Origin of the sequence: Nostoc sp. (genome assembly GCF_036917775.1) — a bacterium.
Classification (GTDB): Bacteria; Cyanobacteriota; Cyanobacteriia; order Cyanobacteriales; family Nostocaceae; genus Nostoc.
On the sequence record NZ_JBALEQ010000073.1, the window covers coordinates 1 to 19,537 of the forward strand.

Below are 19,537 nucleotides of genomic sequence, written 5' to 3' on the forward strand. Positions count from 1 at the left end.
TATCAGTTGCACTCGACTTAATAAATCCTCAACATTTAAGAAACTGGTTTGCTAATTGCTGCTACTGTACCTCATAACAGCCGGAAGTGCTGTATCGTGCAAGCGGCTCATTTCGAGCTTGGCAAAGTGGAAGATCAAGGTGTGCGCGAACGCATGGTAAATTTGTTGAATCATGTAGATCACGAGTTAGCCAAAAAAGTCGCAATGGGCATTGGCATCCCCGCACCTACGCAATCGGTGAGTGAGAACCACGGCAAAAGCTCTGCTGCCCTCAGTCAAGAAAACACTACCAAAACTGCCAAAGGTCGTAAAGTGGCAATTCTAGCAGCTGATGGGGTGAATGGCGAGGATGTAATGGCAATTAAAACAGCATTGAAAAAGGCTGGAGTCCAAGCGGAAATCGTATCGAAATTTAAGGGTATGATTAAGAGCGCGGAAGGTGAAGAAATAATGGTTGATAAAACCTTCTTGACAAGTGCTTCGGTGCTGTTTGATGCGATCTACGTTCCCGGCGGCGCTGAGAGCAGCGCAGCTTTGCAGATGCAAGGAGATGCAATTCACTTTATTAACGAAGCGTTTAAGCACTGCAAACCAATTGCAGCGACTTTTGAGGGAGTAAAGTTGCTGAAAAACTCGGATATTAAAGGGGTAAAAATTTCTGATAGCTCAATCCAAAACGATCAAGGAGTCGTAACCGCCAAAACCATTTTTGCTCTCAACGAGTTCACCAAATCATTTATTGAAGCGATCGCTCAACATCGTTTCTGGATGCGGCAAGAAAAAGATCAAGTCCCAGCATAAAAGGCTTCCAAAGAATAAAGTACTCATGCTACTAGTGGTCTGTCCCATTAATTTTGCGGGGCTGCGATAATCCCCGACTTATTGAAGAAGTCGGGGATCTGAAAACCACGAACCTCTGAAAGATAATTTTACTTTCTACAGTTACTTCTGGAATAGCAATACAGTGGTTCTCCGTTGAGTGAAATACAGAATAGATATCTCGAGAAATTGTAAGGATTCAGGTCTAATATTGAGGAAGTAAAGAAGGGCGAGACAGAGATTTACTAGAATCAGCTATTAGAGACTGTGCAAAAAAATCAAGTACAGACCTACCTTGACGGCGACAAGTCTGCACCACCGTCAGTAAATTAGCAGTGTGTTGAAACCGCTCCATAGAACGGGAACCACCACTAATCTTGCGTTTTGTCACAGCCAAACGCAGCGAACGTTCGGCCTGATTATTATCAGGAGGAATTTCAGGATGATCCAGGAAGTAGCACCATTGATGAGCTTTATCGCGTAAAGAGCGTAAAAGCTGGCCTGCGGTAGCCCCTGCTAAGTCAATCCACTGATTGAGCTACCAAAACCAGCCATTGCGATCCAGAAACAAAACTTGAGGTGGCACTGTTTCATCCTCGTCAGCAGCTTTGGTTAGAGCATTTTAGCTGGAACGATGATTCTACACAGGTTATTGGTAAAACTCCCTGTGGTCGAGCAACAGTGTCAGCTCTGCAATTAAATCGGGTTGGAGTCGTTAACTTGCGTCGACTTTTGACCTCGGCGGGACTGCATCCACCCCCATAAAAATGTTGGTAGTGGTAAATATCTAGCGATCGCCAATTCTCATTTTAAGGTTTCATGGCATTAAACCCCTCACAGCACGCAGGTTTGACAAATTCCTAACCAATGCAGCGATCATCCCTGTAATTATTAATTGGGGAGCTTTATGAGGATGTGACCTACACCCCCACCAACCGTGACTGACACCGACTCACTTTGAAATACTTCATCCCGATTTAAGCACTGCCCGAGAATCGAATCACGCTCATCATCGGGTGAACTTCCACAATAGCAGATGGCGCAACAAACTTTTGCTCATTGCGTTAGATATTGCTCTGATTAAGGCTGACCAAGAAAGTCTCCTTTACCAAGTTCTACACCGCAGTGCCTAAGAATGTCATACGCTGTTGTGACATGGAAATAAAGGTTTGGTAAAACAAAATATAGGAGAAATGGCATTCCTTGAAAAGAGAGAGTATTGTCACGCATCTGTAGGGTAATTTCTTTCTCTTCTGAACCGTCAATTTGCTCAGGTTTAAAAGTATTTAAATGAGAGATAGTTTTTTGAATGCGGTCAATAAGCTGAGGAAATGTAGTTTCATTGTCCTCGAATTTAGGTGGTTCTATTCCTGCTAACCGTGCGGCACCTCTATTTACTATATCAGAGGCAATTTGCACTTGTTTTGATAATGGAAACATATCTGGGGAGAGACGACTATTAATCAACACAGAAGGATCTATTTTTTTAGTTTCAGCATAAGCAGCACCTTTTTCAAGAATATTTGCAAGGTTATTCAGTGTGCGAATAGACACGGGTATTAAAGCTTGGTACATTGAAATGGTCATTGAGATTTCTCCAGAAAAAGTTCAAACGACTTTGAGCCGCCCCATTTAATATTAGGGGGTATTGACTGTGATATTGTGTCGAAGAATATGGAACCGAATTTAGTCACAGATCCAAAGATACTAAATGTTTTGAACGAACTTATACAACGGGAACCGATTTTTCATCGTCCAGAGTTGGGGAGGACACGTGCTGACTTTGAGCAGATGACGGAAAGTACATTTTGGGAAGTGGGTGCGTCGGGTCGGCGTTACAGTCGGCAGTATGTGTTGGATGAGATGGAGAAGCGTTATGCCAGCCCAGAGGAGGACACATGGCAGACTCGTGACTTCCATTGCATTGAGATTGCCGCCGAAAACTACCTTGTAACCTATACTCTGATTCAGGGTACTCGCATTACCCGACGCTCAACGATCTGGCGACAGACACCGCAGGGTTGGAAGATTGTGTATCACCAAGGAACCGTGGTAGAAAATGCCTGAATAGAATGTTTACACTGTGTACCGCTACGAGTTCTGGATATGCTATCTGACGTTGGTGTGCGACTAGAATTTTGGTGAGGCTCATAGACACCCCCCATAGTTAATAATCCCTGGATGCTGGATAAGAGTTAGTTCTTTTTACTTGGGAGGAACTGACCTTTTAGCGATCGCTTTCTGTGCCCAACTTTCTCACGCCATCTATTCAGTCCACTGCGGGGCATCGACAAGCAGTTGAGCAAACTTTTTGGGGTAAGCAATCCTCAAACTCCAGCATCACGCCGCAACACTCACCACTCTTGCAATTCTATTGCCCATCTTCTTCAAGAGCGTAGGCGAAAAATGCTTTTAAAAACCTCTTAGTAAAAAACTTTAGAACTTAAGTTTTTACTTGGGTTGGCACAATGGAGTTATATCAAGGTTTTCAGCAGCAGAGACGGTATTTATAACCTACGTCGGTACGGTTTACACCCCTTCATCTTTTGTAAAGCTATCGTAACATTTATTTATATAAAACAATATTTGCTTAACTTAGCAAACTCAAATAAAAGCTATGAACCAACCCATTGAATTATCTTTAGAACAAGAATTTAGCCTGAGAACTTTCGCGGATCTTGTGCAGCAGATGTCCCGTGAACAAGCTCAAGAGTTTTTGCAGGTGCTGTATAAGCAGATGATGATAAGGGAAAAGACTTACCAGGAATTGCTCAAACATCAGTGGGAAGTTGGTTCAGGTTCAATCTTGGGCTAAAACAAACCTTGCGAGGTTACTTTAAGCGACTCAGAAGAGAACGAACACACAATTGTTTTTTTCAATGGCAAAGCAAGAGGGATTATTTGCCCCGAACTCAGAATCTGCACAATAACCGACGAAAAGTAACAGTTTTGATGGAACAGTGAACTACTTTGACCTACACCGCCACTAGCCAATCGCACACTACAGACGTACACCCCGTGGCAAAGTTAACCCAAACCTGCCACTGCCCCAGATAGCTATTCCAATAAGGCTCACCATCAGCCACCCCAACAGAAGAGCCAACTTGGGAGATTAACTCGCTGTAGAACAAGCCAGCGCTGGCTCATAAAGACACCCTAAATGGCGGGTTAGGTAATGACCTGCTGGATGGTGGGTTAGAGCCTGTCAAGAAACAACTTTTACAATTTATTATCTAGAAAGCTTACTGAGAAGGCATTTCTAGCTCAAAAGAGGCAAGGTTGTTACATGACAAGCTCTTAGACAATGACGAACTCAATGGCAATGAAGGCAACGATCGCCTCTACGGTCAAGTCGGTAAAGATACCCTAAATGGCGGGTTAGATAATGACCTGCTAGATGGAGGTGACAATAACGACCTACTTTATGGTGATGACGGTAACGATCAACTTTACGGTCAAGCTGGTGATGATAACCTCGATGGTGGAGCAGGAAATGACGCTCTCTATGGAGCTACTGGGACGGATACCCTTTTAGGGCAAGCCGGTGATGACTACCTCGATGGTGGATTGGGCGATGACCTACTCAATGGTAACGAAGGTAGCGATCGCCTTTACGGTCAAGCTGGTGACGACCTACTTAACGGCAACACTGGCGATGACTACCTGGATGGTGGGTTAGACAATGACGAACTCAATGGTAATGAAGGTAACGATCGCCTCTACGGTCAGCAAGGCTACGATATCCTAGATGGTGGCATTGGCGCTGACTTCCTCGATGGTGGTACCGAAGATGACTATCTCTATGGCAGAGATGGTAGCGATCGCCTTTACGGTCAAGCAGGTCAGGACTATCTTGATGGCGGCAATGACGATGACCGCCTTGAAGGGGGTACGGGTGATGACCAACTCTTCGGGCAGCAAGGGCGTGACTATCTCGATGGTGGCATCGGCGAGGATTTCCTTTATGGGGGTGATGATGCTGATAAGCTACTAGGGCAGACTGGCAATGACTACTTAGATGGTGGCTCTGGCGCTGATCAATTAGATGGTGGCGACGGCAATGACCAACTATATGGTCGAGACGGCGATGATACCCTTGATGGCAGTGTTGGCAATGATTACCTTGAAGGTGGAAACGGCAATGACCAACTGATCGGGGGCAACGGTAATGATTTCCTCTACGGTCAAAACGGTAGTGATACCCTCAATGGCGGTGCTGATAATGACAACATATATGGTGGAGTCGGTGATGACAATCTCTTGGGAGGCGATGGCAATGATCTACTCTCTGGTCAAGTAGGGAACGACATTCTTGATGCAGGTACTGGCGATGATTATCTAGAAAGTGGAAACGGTAATGACCAACTCATAGCTGGATTCGGCAACGACCAACTCTACAGCGGCGATGGCAACGATATTCTTGACGGTGGCACTGATAATGATTATCTAGAAGGTGGATTGGGCGATGACCAACTCAATGGTGGCGATGGTGACGACCAACTCTTTGGTCAAGAAGGTAACGACACTCTTGCTGGAGGCAGTGGTAATGATAATCTTCAGGGTGGCGATGATGCCGATATTCTGCAAGGGCAGGACGGAGATGATTATCTCTTTGGTAATGACGGTGACGACCAACTCTACGGCGGTGCTGGTAATAACTCACTAGAGGGTGGTGCTGGCAACGATCTGCTTTACGCCGATATCCCGCAGCCGGATGGAGATAATTATCTCTTGGAGCCAATCTACAACAGGGGTGGCAACGACTATCTTACAGGTGGCGGGGACAACATCCTGAATGGTGGAACAGGTGAAGATACATTATACGGCGGTAGCGGTCGTGATATGTTTGTGCTGGCAAGCGAGTCTGGAAGTGACACTATTTTCAACTTTACAGTTGGTAGCGATTATCTAGGTCTATTGAATGGTTTGACCTTTGAACAGCTCACCATTACCCAAGGCATTGGAACTGATACCAGCAATACTCTGGTCAGTAAACAGGATGGTGAACTGTTAGCCACACTAATTGGGGTACAAGCCAATACCCTTAGTCTATGGGATTTCACTAACTTAGGGTAACAACTTCTTTAGATTCCCTCATTTGCAAGGGGTGCCCATGAGCAATCGCTCGTAGGCAATTTTGGTTTCCATCTTTTCTACCATTAGACAAAAGGACTGACCACCCTAGTTAGTCTGCCAACCCAAAAATGCTAAGTGAGGACTGGGTAAAGGGGAAAGGGAAAAGGTAAGGGATTTAAACCTTTTACCCCTTCCCCCTTCCCCTTTACCCCGCCAAGTTCACTTGGCGAACTACTAGAGTCTAAGCTTTGGGGATTGACTGTGACTTTTTGTCCAACTTTCATCTAATTGACTTGGGCAATTTTTGAGCGATAGCTTTAGCTATTTTACCGGAGAGCCAATCTCTGTGATTAAGAATCGTAGTATCAGATTGTTAAGGATTTTGTTGTCTAACTTGGATAATGTGAAATAAACTCAACTTTCTCACGCCATCCATTCAATCCACTGCGGCGCATCTCCCACCAGTTGAGCAAATAAGTCTTGGCAAGCGTCTTCAAACTCTAGCATCACGCTGCAACGCTCATCAATCGTTAGGGTACAAAGTAATTCTTTAATAGTAAAAACGGTCATACGTGAAAACAAGATTAAAAGGGATAATCCCTCTTTCGCTCACAGCTAGGAGTTGGGTAAAATCTGCTAAGTACAGGCAACCATAAATCTAGCTATTGCTAGATGCTGTAATTCTTTCAAACGCTATAATCTACATCTGTTGCACCGAGAGATTAACTTGTGGATGTTATATTAGAACGATCGCACGAATTAAAACAAGCCTTAGTTGATTTTGTCCTTGATGCTGAAGGCGAACTGGCACAAGCACTGGAAACTTATGCAGCAGCACAGTTGCGCCGTGGAAGTGGGGACAGTACACAGCAAGACTTAATCATTGATAGCTTTGTAACAGCAGGGAAAATCGGTGATAAGTCTCCATTAGAGTTGTTTATCGAAAGCCATCCAGATTTAGAAGAGAGCGATCGCAATCTGATCAAAAGCTGGCATCATAGTTTTATTGGTTTATTTGCCATTACTAACATCCTACCTGATGGCTTTGAATTGACTAACTGGTTGACCGATAAATGCTACGTCGTCAAGCCTAACAATACCCAAACATTACAGGCAATATCTCGGTTGAAAATAGGAGAAATTTTACTAACTCGCATTTCTCCTGTTACCGACAGCTACTGGATGTTTTCTGGCCCCTACACAATAATGGGTAAATTAGGGAAACCAAAACTTGCTGTAGCAATTGGCAATTTCAAAGAAAACTATAAAAGTAATCTTTACAGTGATGCTCCAGACTTGCTAGAAGAAGCTTGGCAATCAGTAGAACAGTATCATCAGCAGTTTGTAGACTTTTTTGGCACTGATGAAATCACCCTACCTGGATACCAACTTAATAAAAAGATAGCGGAATTTCAAGAAATAATTACTGAAAAAACCTTCGCAGCCGCAGGAATTGATACTTCCAAATCCTTGGCAGAAGTGGCAGAAGCAGCTGGCATTGGAGACGAGGAAATCAAAGCAGCAGCACAAGAGTTTGGCGCTGATTCTAACGTAGTCTCTCAGATGTTGAACAGCAAAGGCGGCAATAGCAAAATGGTTATGCCAAAGGTTGATTTACCTGCTGAACTCAAGAAAGCAGAACAGGTAACGGCTCTTTCTCATCCCCGTTGGGGACAAATGTTTTTACCAACATATAGTAAGGTACAAGCAATATTATCAGCAGAAGACTGGCAAAGTGTTCAAGGGGCCGAAAAACTAGTTCGCTACTATCTCGAAGATAAAAGTATTAATGCCTTCATTTGGCATCGATTAGCGCAACAATATCCAACTCAATTAGAAAATGTTTTGCAAATAGTTCTGCAACGTCCAGACTTTCACCTTGAAAGCGACTTGGATATGCTTTTGCAAGAATACCATAAACCGATTGAGCCAGAGCTACCGGATATTGCCAGTGTACCCATACATTTGCATAACTTATTTCAGGAAGCTTTAGGAGAAGTTAACAAATCTAAACCAAAGGGTAAAGGGCAAGCAAAGCTAGCAAAGGGTTTTCAACGAGGTTAGTAACTCACTATTCGCGTAATAGCATTCATGCTCGAAACCAAATAACCCTTCGACTCGGTATTAGGGCAGAATTTCTGTAGCTTCTTGTAAAAATTTTTTTGATGATATTTGGGAATGCCATAGCGATCGCTTGTTTGTGGAAAGCGTGTTTCTTTACATATCCCTTATTTCATCAAATTAATTCTCTATTAGGCGAACGGTAGACAAAAAACCCCGACTTGATAGCCGAGGTAGATGGGAGAAGTCCAAATGTCGATGAGATATAGTGATACCGAAATCTGTTTTTATTAGCTAATACCAGTTAGGTAGTTAAGTTTAGTTTTAGTTAAGTTATGTAAATAAATTTAGCCTAAATATTACAAATAGTCAACTAAGCTTGACAAAAAAAATCTGATAGCTTTCATAAGAAAAGCTTATCAGTCAGAGTATAGGATTTTTTTAGAGATACGGTAAACGAAATAGGCAAAATAAAACGGGTTACTGGCTAAGATAGTGGGATGAAAATGAGAACCGATTTGCTTTAGAGTGAGAAAACTGAGGAATTAGCTGCATCAATCAAGGTAGTCGGAATTAAGCCAGAGATTTGACAAGCTAGCTACTAGATCACCAAAGTCTTTACAATTCCTTTGTTAGCTCAAAAAGTATTTCTCGACCTATGACAAATCAAGCTCCTATCCCGGTTATTGTCAACGGTGCTGCTGGTAAAATGGGCCGTGAGGTGATTAAAGCGGTGGCACAAGCGCCAGACTTAAACCTAGTGGGTGCAATTGACCACAGTTTGGAACATCAAGATAAAGACGCTGGAGAATTAGCGGGTTTAAGCGAACCCCTAGAAGTGCCAATTACCAATCAATTAGAACCGATGTTGGGGTATGTGGCTGGCGACAGACAGTCTCCTCCAGGGGTAATTGTAGACTTTACTCATCCCGATTCAGTTTATGACAATATTCGTAGTGCGATCGCCTACGGTATTCGTCCAGTAGTCGGCACTACTGGGTTAAGTCCAGAACAAATTCAAGACTTGGCAGATTTTGCCGACAAAGCTAGCACTGGTTGTCTAATTATTCCTAATTTTTCCATTGGGATGGTGCTGTTACAACAAGCTGCGATCGCAGCCTCCAAATACTTTGACCATGTAGAAATTATCGAACTGCATCACAACCAAAAAGCTGATGCTCCCAGTGGTACTGCCATTCAAACAGCGCAGTTACTAGGAGAATTGGGTAAAACTTTTAACCCTGCTCTTGTAGAAGAGACGGAGAAATTACCAGGGGCGAGGGGTAGTATAGCAGATGAAGGGATTAGAATTCATAGCGTCCGCTTGCCAGGACTGATTGCTCATCAAGAAGTTATTTTTGGCGCAGCAGGACAGATTTATACTTTAAGACATGATACAAGCGATCGCGCTTGCTATATGCCAGGAGTGCTACTAGCGATTCGCAAAGTCTTAGCGCTAAAGTCGTTAGTATATGGATTAGAAAAGATACTTTAGACTTTAAATACACTATTTAGCATTCATCACTCAGCACTCATGTTAGTACCACTGACTCGCCAGAAATTGGAACAAGTTATCCCCCTAATTGCCACTGGTTTGCAGTACAAGTACTATTGGGGGAAGTTTTCAAATTTTTTGCAACGGCTGTTAATTTCTGTAGTTGCGATAGTTGTTCTATTGCTTGTGACAGTCATTTTTAAACTTGAGTTTGCTTCAATAGTATTTGTGCTGGGGGTAGTTAGCGCTTTTTTCTGGCTGTGGTATCCAGTGTTTCAAGCAAGTATGCGAAATTTGCAATGCCGCCGTTATAAGTATGGCGGCTTTTTCCGTGGTCGAGTCCTAGATTGGTGGATCACAGACCAGTTGATGGGGAAACAAGAAACAGTCAACAGCAAAGGCGAACTGGTAATTGTGGAAAACCGAGAAAAACAAATTAACTTAGAGGTGGGTGATGAAACAGGATTTACCATTGAGTTTGTAGCACCATTACGTCCTGCTCACAAAGTTATTACTCGCGGTCAAATTGCCGAAATGGTAGTGCTGTCAAATCGTGCAGATTTAAGCAGTATTGAACAATTCAGCGATATATACATTCCCAGTCGTGACCTATGGATTAGCGATTATCCTTATCTACGGCGGGATTTCTTTAACGAAGTCGGTCGTCGCTTGCGTGAAGACCAACAACAAAAACCGCGTCGTCGCCGTCGTAGAGACGAGGATTGAAAAAGAAGTCAAACAATTTTGGATTTTAGATTGACCCCATACCGTCGATGCGAAGGCTTGAATAAATAATTTTTAAATTTTTCTCGCGTTTAAATTCGGGGGCTTTAAATCTTTTTGAATTTTAAATCTTTCAATCAAAAAATTGCTGAAGGAGGTGGGATTATTTAATCCGTTTGCTAACGAGAGCATCCCACTTTAATCATTTTCCCTTTTGAACGATAGGTAACAGATCCACAAGCAAAACCTAGCAAATCAGGCTCTGTATAAGTTTGCATAGGTGGATTTTGTTTATCTAGCCGCCGTTTCCAATTGCCAGATATTTTTTCTAGAGTGGGATACTTTTTTAAAAACTGTGAGTCTGCAACAATATCGTGAGTTCCCTTAACATTTACCTTAAAACTATTAAGGTATATATTGTAATCGTAAATAACGTTTTTATTTTTATTATTACTATTAACAGCTTTGCCAGGATAAGCGTAAAGAATGTTCCTTAAAATTCTGACATCAGATGATACATTAGCAAATATTTGCCCATCTTTAATTTCGGGACTTTGATTATTTAAAACAGCAGTATTATTTACAATATCAATATGATCGCTTAAAAATGTATGAATACCTGAACCACCATTATTAAATGTAAGATTGTTTTTAACTAAAGTTCGTCCTTTATATGCACCCAACTTGGAGTTATTTTGATTATTTCTTGATGTATCGATAATAATGCCATTACCATCTGTGATCTTTCCGACTGCAATCCAAGGGATGAACATACGATTGTTATAGGTCTTGTTGTTGGTTACAAACATCTTGTATCCCCGATTGCTGTCAAAATTCCAATTGCTCAACATGGAAATGCCACTGCAACCATAAACGCTGTACCAAGCATTATCAAACACTACGTTATTATTTATTGTCACGTAGTCTGATTCAATAGCTGAAATGCCTGCTCCTCCACACTTGTGTACTTTGTTGTTGACAATACGTATATGGTGAGTATGACCATTTTTTCGTCCATCTACGTTGATACAGTTTCCATTAGTCAGGGGGTTTTGTTTGTTAGTTTTCTGACTCATTGCATAATCTAGGGTTACATTGTCATTGTTCCCTATGACTTCAAGCCCATTTATCTCAATATATGACGCTCCATTGTGAATCAAAATTCCATTCCATCCATTGTGCTTAATTTTCGGACGATGCCCAGGATATGCTTTAAACTTAATCCATACGTTTGCTTTTCCAGAGCGAGTAATAGATATTACCTGCCCATTTGGGCTTGCATTCCTGTACACTCCGTTCATAATCAGTACGGTGTCCCCAGGCTTGGTTAGATTTGCTGCCTTTTGAATTGTCCTAAAGGGGGATGAATTAGAGAGTCCGCTATTTTTGTCGTTTCCAGTACCACTAACGTAGTATGTTTTGGGTGTCGTCTTAGTGCTGATTAGCTGGCGACTGGATAAGATCATTTCCTTGTTAGTAGATACTTGATGGACGTTTTCAACTAAAGATACTTTTATATTTTCTCCCTTAGCTAAAAAACTCAATACTAAGGGAATTGCAAAGTATGCACTTAAGTTTAAACTTGTAATTACCACAAGAAACGGCTCCTTGTTCGGGACTACTTAACAAAAATATCAGGATATTCAGTGATTTTGAATGCTCTTTTGAATAGAAAATATAATAGAGTCGACTTTCCTAGCTCCCTCGATTTCCATCTTGTCCATAAGCTTGCCAAGCCAAGTCTACCAATCCATCAACGATCGCAGCTGCTACAACTGCATTACCTTTGCGACTCTCAATTGTAATATGGGGCACTAAGGAGTCTTGTAAACGCCTTTTTGCTTCATCAACATTGACAAATCCTACTGGAGTCGCAATTATCAAAGCAGGTCTAATTTCCTCAGCCTCAATTAAATCAACTAGTGCTGTTAGTGCTGTTTGTGCTTGACCAATCACAAAAATGCCCTCTGGATAACGCTTTGCTAAGGTTTCGATTCCCCATGCTGCCCGAGTTTTTTCTTTTTGAGGGCGTGTCAGAGCTTCCATGCTGCAATACACCGGATTAGCAAAGGTGTTTTGAATCTCAGATGCAATACCTACTTGCACCATCGGCACATCTACCACAATCGTGGTACGTGCGGCTAGTGCTGCTGCTCCTGCTTGTAAGGCACGCTCAGAGAAACGAATCAAAGACTTATACTCAAAGTCAGCTGTAGAGTATATTACCCGACGCACAATCTCATATTCTGCGGGTGAAAAGACATGATTTTCAATTTCATTATCAATGATTGCTAAACTTTGAGCATCAGTTAAGTGCCATTCCATTTTTCTTAAGCTTCTTAAATATTAGCTTTCAGCTTATCAGCTTCAGGGATTTAGAAGTTAGGAGTTAGGAGTTAATTAAAAACTCATAACTCCTAACTCAGCACTTATAACTCATTATTAGAAGAAGGTCGGCTGAAAACAGGAGATAAGTAGGCAACCAAGACACCGATAATAAAGCCAGAGATATTGCGAACTAGAGGTAGCCAATCGCTTGTACGTGTCACCACTGGCCCAATACCAAAGGCAATAAATAAAATTCCCCATAAAGGTGAGAAAATTAAAGCCCATTGCCAAGCAAAAACTTGTCCTTTCTCGCGGGGTTGAGCTGCAAATCCACAAATTATCCCACCAATAACTGAGGTAATCAAGGTGAGAATCCATTGCTCTCGTGGTAATCCGGGAACAACATTGCAACCACCTTTGAGCAAACAGCCTTTAACAGATTCTAAAGCTTGCAGAATGGCTTGGTCTTCGCCTTGTTCGCGCACAAAGTACAAATTACCGAAGCGAGTTTGCAGTTCTATCCAGAATGTCCTGGGTAAAAGTTCATAGACAGCATCGCCGACGCTAAAACTGAGGATGTTACCGCCACGAGAATCGGCAACTAGTAAAATGCTTTTGTCATCCAAACCCCAATATTTTATAACTGCCCGGCCTGGAGTGCGGTCATACTGGGTCAATACTCGCAGTTTCCAGCCTGTATCGGCTTCAAACTGTTCTAAATCTTTGACAAGCTTTTCTTCTTGCAGCACAGGCAGAGATTTAGCTAAGTCTACAACTGGGGTAAAGGTGTCAGGGAGTAACTCAGGATTGTCATAAGCCAATGCTGGGGGAGAATTCATAACCCAAATTGACCCAGCCAGAAAAAAGACTGCAATAGATAGCAGAATTCGTCGCCAAAAACAAGATTGCATGGACGTTTTTATACAAATATCAACGGTAGAGGTGAACAAGTTGTTTTAAAAGAGTACAGGAAAAATGATAGTTCTTTACACTTGTTTACTTTACTCTAATCTAAGGGATCAAAGCAAAGCGTTTTTGAGAATAGGGCACTAGAGGCAGAGGGGCAGGGAGAAGAGGGGAAAGAGATAATTTATTATTCTCCCCCTTGTCCTCTGCTCCCCGGTTTCTTTTCTTAGCCCCTAATCCCTAGTTCCCATTCCTTATTACCAATTCAATCTTCGTCATCAAAATTGGTTTCCCAGTTAGCAGCGTCGTCGTAACCTTCGTTAGCGCGGTATACTTCTGTTTTTATGCGGCGATTTTCTTGCCTTAGCACTTCTCGTTCTCGCAACGTTAGTGGTGGTTGTTCATTGCTTGGCAAGCGATCGCTATTTCGCCTCGTCGGTTTTGGGCGCGTGAAGTTTTTCCAAGCAGCTTTCGCGCCAACAAAGATGCTGCGTGTACCTACTTGCAGATTTTTAGCCTGAATTCTTGCACTATCGAGGGTTTGATCAACTTGTTTGGCTACTTGACTGGCACTTTTGACACCTTCACTAACATCATCAGTTAAGTCAGTTATTTCTAAACCAGTCACGCGAATAGCTTCTAGAGTAGGCGGTAACTCTCGTGAGAGTGTATCAAATAGCTTTTCTGCACTGCGAGCAGCGCGTGCTAACTCTTGCAAAGCAGGTATTGCCGCCACTAAAACCGCAGTCAAGCTTGTGGCGACTAGAAGTAAGGAGAGTCCCAACCAAAACAGGGGATCAATCACGGTAATGTCATTTATGAGCGTTCTAATGGCTGGGGAAGATAATCTGAGTCTTCAGGTGATGTTTGCCTCTGTAAGATTTGGCTTTCCTTCTGACTGGCATCTACACCTGCTGCGATCGCTTCCCGTAATCGATCTAAAGTCTCATCCCAGTTTCGTAGTGCGCTGGCAGAGAGACGATCTGCTTGGATTTGCACACTCGTTGATAAATCTTCTGCCAATTCTGGGATAGCATTGGCAGATTTTTTCAAGATTTTACGCGTTTCGCGCCCTGTACGTGGAGCCACAAGTAAACCGGTTAAAGCACCGATGGTAGCTCCCAGCATCAAACCGCCAATAAATACTCCAGAACGGTTATTAGACATATTGTTGTTTCTCTCCTTACACCTATTTTAGGTGTGTTTTCTCTCCTTGTAAGGCTCACCGATTTTATTCAGTTAATCTATCCTGACAAAATATCAGCCAAAAATGTTGCTTTTATTCATTAAACATTAAAACCATTAATTACTTATGATTCAAAACTCCCTGGGTTCCTTTCCCTCTGTATCTTTGTACCCTTGTGTCAGCCCTAATTATAAATGTTCATGTGAACTTGGTATAACTCATTTGGCAACAATTCTTTTCCTGGATATTAACTCTAGCCTGCGAAAATAACGCTGCCAGATTTGCTGTCCTTGCAAAAGTAGACTGATAATTTGTCGTACTTGTTGGATTTGCATTTTTAGCGCTTGATTTTTCTGACGTAAGTTATAAATATTCTCCTGACTGAGATAAATATTTTCGGGTGCTTTATTTAATACTGTATGAGTACAACTTTCATAAACAGTTAACGTATCTGCTATGTATGCTAGCTGCTGCTTGAGTTGCCACACTCGCCAAGCCACATAGAGTAGTATCAACGAAATGAGGGTATTAACGAGGATTACTAAAATTACCATTGTTTATCTTCACCAATATCAGCTTTGCAGAATTGTTTTATATACTTGACTACGAATTTTAGATTTTAGATTTTTTTTGGGGATGAACCAAAAAATCGCCAATTCACCAATTTTGTAACAACTATATGCCCACACCTTGCAAAACCACAGCTACAATTGCCTTAGATTCATGACTCGGTTTGCGAAATCAACCCGTATGCTTAAAAAGCCCCAGTTTTACTACGTTTCACTCCTTAACCTGATAATCCTAGTCAATTTGCGACCTTTGCGGCATCTAAGCACAATGGCATAGCCCCTTCAACATCCTGTAAGAGAACTACACTACACTCCTTATTGGAGGCTCCTCAGCATCGCCTTTATTATTGTGCTATTACCTTTACCAGTTTTCCAGTCTGTCGCGTGAAGTTCACTAACATTTTGCTTGCAAAACCTCGCCATCGCCAGTACTTCAAATTGCTGGATGTACTTTGGAGATAAGGAAACTGCGAAAGGAAAGAGTCTATTAATTCCTCTTCCCTTATACAATTTTCCTAGCCGATGGCTTGTCCCTCTTCCCTTAACCTTCTTGTTGAAGGCTTATCCCTGGTATTTCACTAATTGTTACTAATAATGATTACTTTTTCTCTATATCCAGTAGAAGGTAAGGATGTCAAAAAAATTACCATCAACTAATTCCTTCCGAGCCATTTTAGTTGCTTTGACAATTGGATTTGTTGGGTGTGGAAATCAAGCTGCAAGAACTGCATTCACTCAAACTACCACCCCGGTAAATGAGAACCTTCCTCAAGTTGTAGCAACAACAAGTGTACTATGTGATTTAACCAAGCAAGTTGCCGGGAATACAGTTAACCTCACCTGCTTAATTGATCCTAGTGCCGATCCTCATACTTACAAACCAAAGCCGGAAGATCGTAGAGCCATTGAGCAAGCTAATCTTATTCTCTATAATGGCTATAATTTAGAACCAAATCTGATTAAACTAATTAAAGCCACTAAAAACACTGTACCGAGAATAGCCGTTGGGCAACTTGCGGTATCTAAGCCACAAAAATTTCAGAAAGACGGCAAGAATTTAATTAATCCTCATCTGTGGCACAATACCAAAAATGCTATCAGAATGGTGGAAGTAATTAATAGTAATCTGAGAAAATTAGAATCTAGTGATGCAGAAAGTTATAACAGCAATACCAAAAAAATTACAAATGAACTTACTCAGCTAGATAGTTGGATTAAGTCAAGAATTACGAGTATTCCTGCCAAAGAACGTAAGTTAGTTACAACATCTAATGCACTGAGCTATTACGCTAAAGCATACGGTATTCCATTAGCAGGAGGATTACAAGGTATTAGTACTGACGATAACTTAACAGCGACACGAATGAAAAATTTGGTTGCAAATATTAAACGAACTCAAGTCTCAACAATTTTTTCTGACGTGGCAACTAATGATAATTCACTTCAATCTGTAGCGAAAGTTGCTGAAGTGAAAATTTCTGATCGAAAGTTATATGTTGAGGGGCTTGGTGAACCAGGAAGCGAAGCAGATACTTATCAGAAAATGATGATCGCCAATACACGCACAATTGTAGAAGGATTAGGAGGAACGTATTTAATGTTTCAACCGAAAACTGCTAATTAGTTACAATTTAGATTAATGAATCCGATAAACCGAAGTTTTTTAGATTAGAGTAACTTCGGTTTATCAGCCTATTTCTTGAAGATGAGCAGATGAATGTTATTTGTCTTTTAATCTGATATCAATAACAGTTGCATTGAAGTTGTAGTTAAAGCCTTCCAACTCAAATGGCATTCCAATTTTAACTTTACTGTTACCTAGAACGGGGCCATTGTCAGTAACCTGGGCTTTACCGTCTAGAGTTAAAAGCAAATCTGTACTAAAATTGTTGGTTTTTGGATCTGGTAATTCTTTTACACTGCCATCAGGTTGAAAAACATTGACTGTTCTAGGTAGCTGTTGAATGGATTTAATTTCAATCTGCCCATAAGGTTGATTGCGGATAATCACATTAGTCTTTCCACCTTTTTTTAAACCTTGGTTAAATAATTGCTCAGGGTCACGGACATTCAAGCCACGAACTACTAAGTCTACTTCTATAGGTATTGTTTTTGCACCAACTTGGGCAACAGAACCAGAAGTTCCAGGAAAGACAAAGATGCCGAATATCACTAGCAGAATTACCAGCGCAGCACCTAAATCTAAGAGGTTGATTTTGCCGAACAAGCGACCTTTTGAATCTAAAATAGCCATAAAAATTTTTCCGAGGTAATAGCGAAGTAATTGATTGTAGCAAGAAGGCTTTGGATGAAAACGGCAATTTTTCCTATTTGGTAATAACTCAAAGCGGCTAGGCGTTGCAGTTATGCGACAGTTTATCACGAGTTTCGTAAGTTAGCAGGGTTGGCAGCTAACCCTGAAACTTTTGCCCGTTCAGACTGACGCACCCAGAAAGTAATATCTAGTGTTTAAGCCTATCTCTAGAGGGAATCTCTAGTCCCCCACAATTCGGTAGATTTGCGTAAGCATTAGCTGTATCACAACTCATTTGTTCTTGAGTTAAGAATGCAACTTAGAATCCTCTAAATCCGTCTCATAATTTGTCCGATTATTTTATGTCCTCCCAAAATAATATTCAGAGTTTATTATGTTCAATTGGAAAGTTTTTGTTGCAAATTACCGAGTGTGGCGGCGTAGCTGGTTTTATCCCCTAATTTCGGTGGTAGTTGCCCTGAGTCTGTGCCTGAGTACACCCGTGCCTGGAAGAGCTTTAGATTTCTTGCCTCTTCTACTCCAAGGAGTTCAGGCATTTCAGCTTTCTAATATATCCCCTAACCAAGAAGTTGATCTTGGTAAGCAGATTAATCAGGAATTAGTTGGCAGTCAAGTGCGACTTTACCGTAATCCCGAAGTTAATCGCTATGTAGAACAAGTTGGTCGGCGTTTAGCAGCCAATAGTGATCGCCCAAATCTTCCTTATACCTTTCAGGTAGTTGAAGATGACAGCATTAATGCTTTTGCTACTTTGGGGGGCTATGTCTATGTTCATACGGGTTTGCTGAAAACCGCAGACAATGAAGCGGAACTAGCAGGTGTACTTGCCCACGAAATTGGTCACATTGGCGGGAAACACGTAGTCAAACAGATGCAACAAAAAGCGCTCGAAAGTGGTCTATTAACAGCAGCAGGCTTAGATCGAAGTACGGCGGTGCAAATTGGTGTCCAGTTAGCGCGAGACTTACCCCGCAGTCGTAACAATGAATTTGAGGCCGATCAAAGAGGACTACGAACTTTGACACGCACTGGTTACGCCCAGTCTGCAATGGTTTCGTTTATGAAAAAGCTGCTTGGAAAGGGTTCTGCACCAACATTTTTGAGTACACACCCCGGAACTAGCGATCGCATTAATGCCCTCAGACGTGCAATCAATTCCCAACCTAGTAATGGAAATTATGGGTTGGATAATGCTAGTTATAAAGCTAATATTCGACCATTAATAAAGTCTTGAGGAAATGGGTAATGGGGAATTGGGAATTGCTTACTCCCCTTGTCTCCCTAATCTTTCACATCTTTCCCTCCACCTCATCTCGAATATTATTCAATTCTTATTGCGACGATCAACTTTGATTTTGGCTGGATTAACGGTAATTACAACTTCTTCTAAAGGGAGGGTACGGAGATAGTTTTTAAAAATGTTAACTTGATAAACCAGGTTATTCGTTACATCCAGTCCAGTCAACCAGCCACTCCGGGGATGATAAGCACCAGTATCTATGTCTAGCCATCCCTGTCCTTGTGCCAGTTTCCCAGGAGAAACACCAGGCAGAGTAAAAGTAATTGTGTGACCGATGATAATCAGCTTATCTGGAAAGTAGGGTTTTTCCATGCTGTGAAATTCCTCTCGTATCCAGCACAGTTGATCGGCAGTTTGTTCTGTCACCGACTTGGAAGGGTCAACACCAGCATGAGTTAACCAAATATCCCCCAAGTCGAGATATGTAGGCAAACTCTTGAACCAATCCAGATGGTCATCGGGGATTGAAGCCTCGTGGTAACTGGCTACGGTAGCTTGCCCTCCACTGTACAACCATGCTTGCATCGTCGGGGAGGAAGTTCTTTCATTAGTCAGAATGTTTAATAACATCTGCTCATGATTTCCCAGCAAACATGGGTAGTTATGTCGTTTGACAAAATTAACTACTTGTGAGCTATGAGGCCCGCGATCAATTAAATCTCCCAAAAAATAGATTTGATCGTCTGACGTGGGGGCGATCGCCTCCAACAAAGTCATCAAACCTTCATAGTGTCCATGTACATCCCCAATTACTATTCGTCTGGGGCTAGTTTCGCTCATTGTCTCTTAGCTTCAATAG

Annotated in this window: 21 protein-coding genes and 1 pseudogene; 10 read left to right on the forward strand and 12 right to left on the reverse strand. The window is 41.8% G+C overall.

Translation table 11 applies throughout. The annotated features are described in order from the left end of the window. The first annotated feature begins 48 nt into the window (after positions 1-48). A complete protein-coding gene (locus V7K69_RS12960; protein WP_335034895.1) occupies positions 49-801 on the forward strand; it encodes a DJ-1/PfpI family protein in 753 nt (250 codons plus the stop codon). A 223-nt stretch (positions 802-1,024) separates the two neighbouring features. Here the strand turns inward: V7K69_RS12960 and V7K69_RS12965 are convergent. Further along, a pseudogene (locus V7K69_RS12965) lies at positions 1,025-1,357 on the reverse strand (IS66 family transposase); the annotation flags it as partial. Between the two features lie 41 nt (positions 1,358-1,398). Here V7K69_RS12965 and V7K69_RS12970 point away from each other — a divergent pair. Next, on the forward strand, positions 1,399-1,584 hold the full coding sequence (locus V7K69_RS12970; protein WP_335034897.1) for a hypothetical protein: 186 nt from the start codon (positions 1,399-1,401) through the stop codon (positions 1,582-1,584). 315 nt (positions 1,585-1,899) lie between these two features. Here V7K69_RS12970 and V7K69_RS12975 read toward each other — a convergent pair whose 3' ends face one another. Further along, positions 1,900-2,406 (reverse strand): DUF1993 domain-containing protein, encoded by a 507-nt coding sequence (locus V7K69_RS12975; RefSeq protein ID WP_335034899.1) that lies wholly within the window; start codon positions 2,404-2,406, stop codon positions 1,900-1,902. Positions 2,407-2,493: 87 nt separating this feature from the next. On the opposite strand from V7K69_RS12975, the gene V7K69_RS12980 reads away from it, so the two are divergent. Both V7K69_RS12980 and V7K69_RS12985 read left to right on the forward strand, forming a co-directional pair. After that, positions 2,494-2,886 (forward strand): nuclear transport factor 2 family protein, encoded by a 393-nt coding sequence (locus V7K69_RS12980; protein WP_335034901.1) that lies wholly within the window; start codon positions 2,494-2,496, stop codon positions 2,884-2,886. Between the two features lie 550 nt (positions 2,887-3,436). After that, positions 3,437-3,634, forward strand: coding sequence for an NblA/ycf18 family protein (locus V7K69_RS12985; protein WP_335034903.1), 198 nt, complete (start codon positions 3,437-3,439; stop codon positions 3,632-3,634). Positions 3,635-3,794: 160 nt separating this feature from the next. Here the strand turns inward: V7K69_RS12985 and V7K69_RS12990 are convergent, their stop codons facing one another. Further along, on the reverse strand, positions 3,795-3,950 hold the full coding sequence (locus V7K69_RS12990) for a hypothetical protein (protein WP_335034905.1): 156 nt from the start codon (positions 3,948-3,950) through the stop codon (positions 3,795-3,797). A gap of 148 nt (positions 3,951-4,098) precedes the next feature. Between V7K69_RS12990 and V7K69_RS12995 the strand changes: the two genes are divergently transcribed. Continuing rightward, positions 4,099-5,895 (forward strand): calcium-binding protein, encoded by a 1,797-nt coding sequence (locus tag V7K69_RS12995; protein WP_335034907.1) that lies wholly within the window; start codon positions 4,099-4,101, stop codon positions 5,893-5,895. Between the two features lie 423 nt (positions 5,896-6,318). Here the strand turns inward: V7K69_RS12995 and V7K69_RS13000 are convergent, their stop codons facing one another. After that, the gene (locus V7K69_RS13000; protein ID WP_335034909.1) at positions 6,319-6,465 is read right to left on the reverse strand and encodes a hypothetical protein; all 147 of its coding nucleotides are present in this window, start codon (positions 6,463-6,465) and stop codon (positions 6,319-6,321) included. A 159-nt stretch (positions 6,466-6,624) separates the two neighbouring features. Between V7K69_RS13000 and V7K69_RS13005 the strand changes: the two genes are divergently transcribed. The 3 genes from V7K69_RS13005 (at position 6,625) to V7K69_RS13015 (ending at position 10,177) form a co-directional block, all read left to right on the forward strand. Then, entirely contained in the window at positions 6,625-7,959 is a 1,335-nt protein-coding gene (locus tag V7K69_RS13005; RefSeq protein ID WP_335034911.1) for a hypothetical protein, read from the forward strand. 655 nt (positions 7,960-8,614) lie between these two features. Beyond that, positions 8,615-9,451, forward strand: coding sequence for a 4-hydroxy-tetrahydrodipicolinate reductase (dapB, locus tag V7K69_RS13010; protein ID WP_012411217.1), 837 nt, complete (start codon positions 8,615-8,617; stop codon positions 9,449-9,451). Between the two features lie 39 nt (positions 9,452-9,490). Continuing rightward, positions 9,491-10,177, forward strand: a complete 687-nt coding sequence (locus tag V7K69_RS13015) for a hypothetical protein (protein ID WP_012411218.1) — start codon at positions 9,491-9,493, stop codon at positions 10,175-10,177. A 176-nt stretch (positions 10,178-10,353) separates the two neighbouring features. On the opposite strand, the gene V7K69_RS13020 is transcribed toward V7K69_RS13015, so the two are convergent. The 6 genes from V7K69_RS13020 to V7K69_RS13045 form a co-directional block, all read right to left on the reverse strand. Further along, positions 10,354-11,769, reverse strand: coding sequence for a right-handed parallel beta-helix repeat-containing protein (locus V7K69_RS13020; RefSeq protein ID WP_335034915.1), 1,416 nt, complete (start codon positions 11,767-11,769; stop codon positions 10,354-10,356). Positions 11,770-11,869: 100 nt separating this feature from the next. Continuing rightward, a complete protein-coding gene (locus tag V7K69_RS13025) occupies positions 11,870-12,499 on the reverse strand; it encodes a precorrin-8X methylmutase (protein WP_335034917.1) in 630 nt (209 codons plus the stop codon). Between the two features lie 104 nt (positions 12,500-12,603). Further along, the gene (locus V7K69_RS13030; protein ID WP_335034919.1) at positions 12,604-13,413 is read right to left on the reverse strand and encodes a TPM domain-containing protein; all 810 of its coding nucleotides are present in this window, start codon (positions 13,411-13,413) and stop codon (positions 12,604-12,606) included. A 260-nt stretch (positions 13,414-13,673) separates the two neighbouring features. After that, positions 13,674-14,213, reverse strand: coding sequence for a DUF948 domain-containing protein (locus V7K69_RS13035; protein ID WP_335034921.1), 540 nt, complete (start codon positions 14,211-14,213; stop codon positions 13,674-13,676). A gap of 11 nt (positions 14,214-14,224) precedes the next feature. Beyond that, a complete protein-coding gene (locus V7K69_RS13040) occupies positions 14,225-14,575 on the reverse strand; it encodes a YtxH domain-containing protein (RefSeq protein ID WP_334807276.1) in 351 nt (116 codons plus the stop codon). Between the two features lie 237 nt (positions 14,576-14,812). Continuing rightward, a complete protein-coding gene (locus V7K69_RS13045) occupies positions 14,813-15,148 on the reverse strand; it encodes a hypothetical protein (RefSeq protein ID WP_335034924.1) in 336 nt (111 codons plus the stop codon). A 646-nt stretch (positions 15,149-15,794) separates the two neighbouring features. On the opposite strand from V7K69_RS13045, the gene V7K69_RS13050 reads away from it, so the two are divergent. After that, positions 15,795-16,787 carry a metal ABC transporter solute-binding protein, Zn/Mn family gene (locus tag V7K69_RS13050; RefSeq protein WP_335034926.1) on the forward strand — a complete coding sequence of 331 codons (993 nt, stop codon included), beginning with the start codon at positions 15,795-15,797 and terminating at the stop codon, positions 16,785-16,787. A 96-nt stretch (positions 16,788-16,883) separates the two neighbouring features. Here V7K69_RS13050 and V7K69_RS13055 read toward each other — a convergent pair whose 3' ends face one another. Then, complete coding sequence (locus V7K69_RS13055) at positions 16,884-17,417, reverse strand: DUF4330 domain-containing protein (protein WP_114084633.1); 534 nt, start codon at positions 17,415-17,417, stop codon at positions 16,884-16,886. A gap of 394 nt (positions 17,418-17,811) precedes the next feature. On the opposite strand from V7K69_RS13055, the gene V7K69_RS13060 reads away from it, so the two are divergent. Further along, positions 17,812-18,672 (forward strand): M48 family metallopeptidase, encoded by an 861-nt coding sequence (locus V7K69_RS13060; RefSeq protein ID WP_335034929.1) that lies wholly within the window; start codon positions 17,812-17,814, stop codon positions 18,670-18,672. Between the two features lie 90 nt (positions 18,673-18,762). On the opposite strand, the gene V7K69_RS13065 is transcribed toward V7K69_RS13060, so the two are convergent. Continuing rightward, on the reverse strand, positions 18,763-19,518 hold the full coding sequence (locus V7K69_RS13065; protein WP_335034931.1) for a metallophosphoesterase family protein: 756 nt from the start codon (positions 19,516-19,518) through the stop codon (positions 18,763-18,765). Positions 19,519-19,537: the final 19 nt, after the last annotated feature.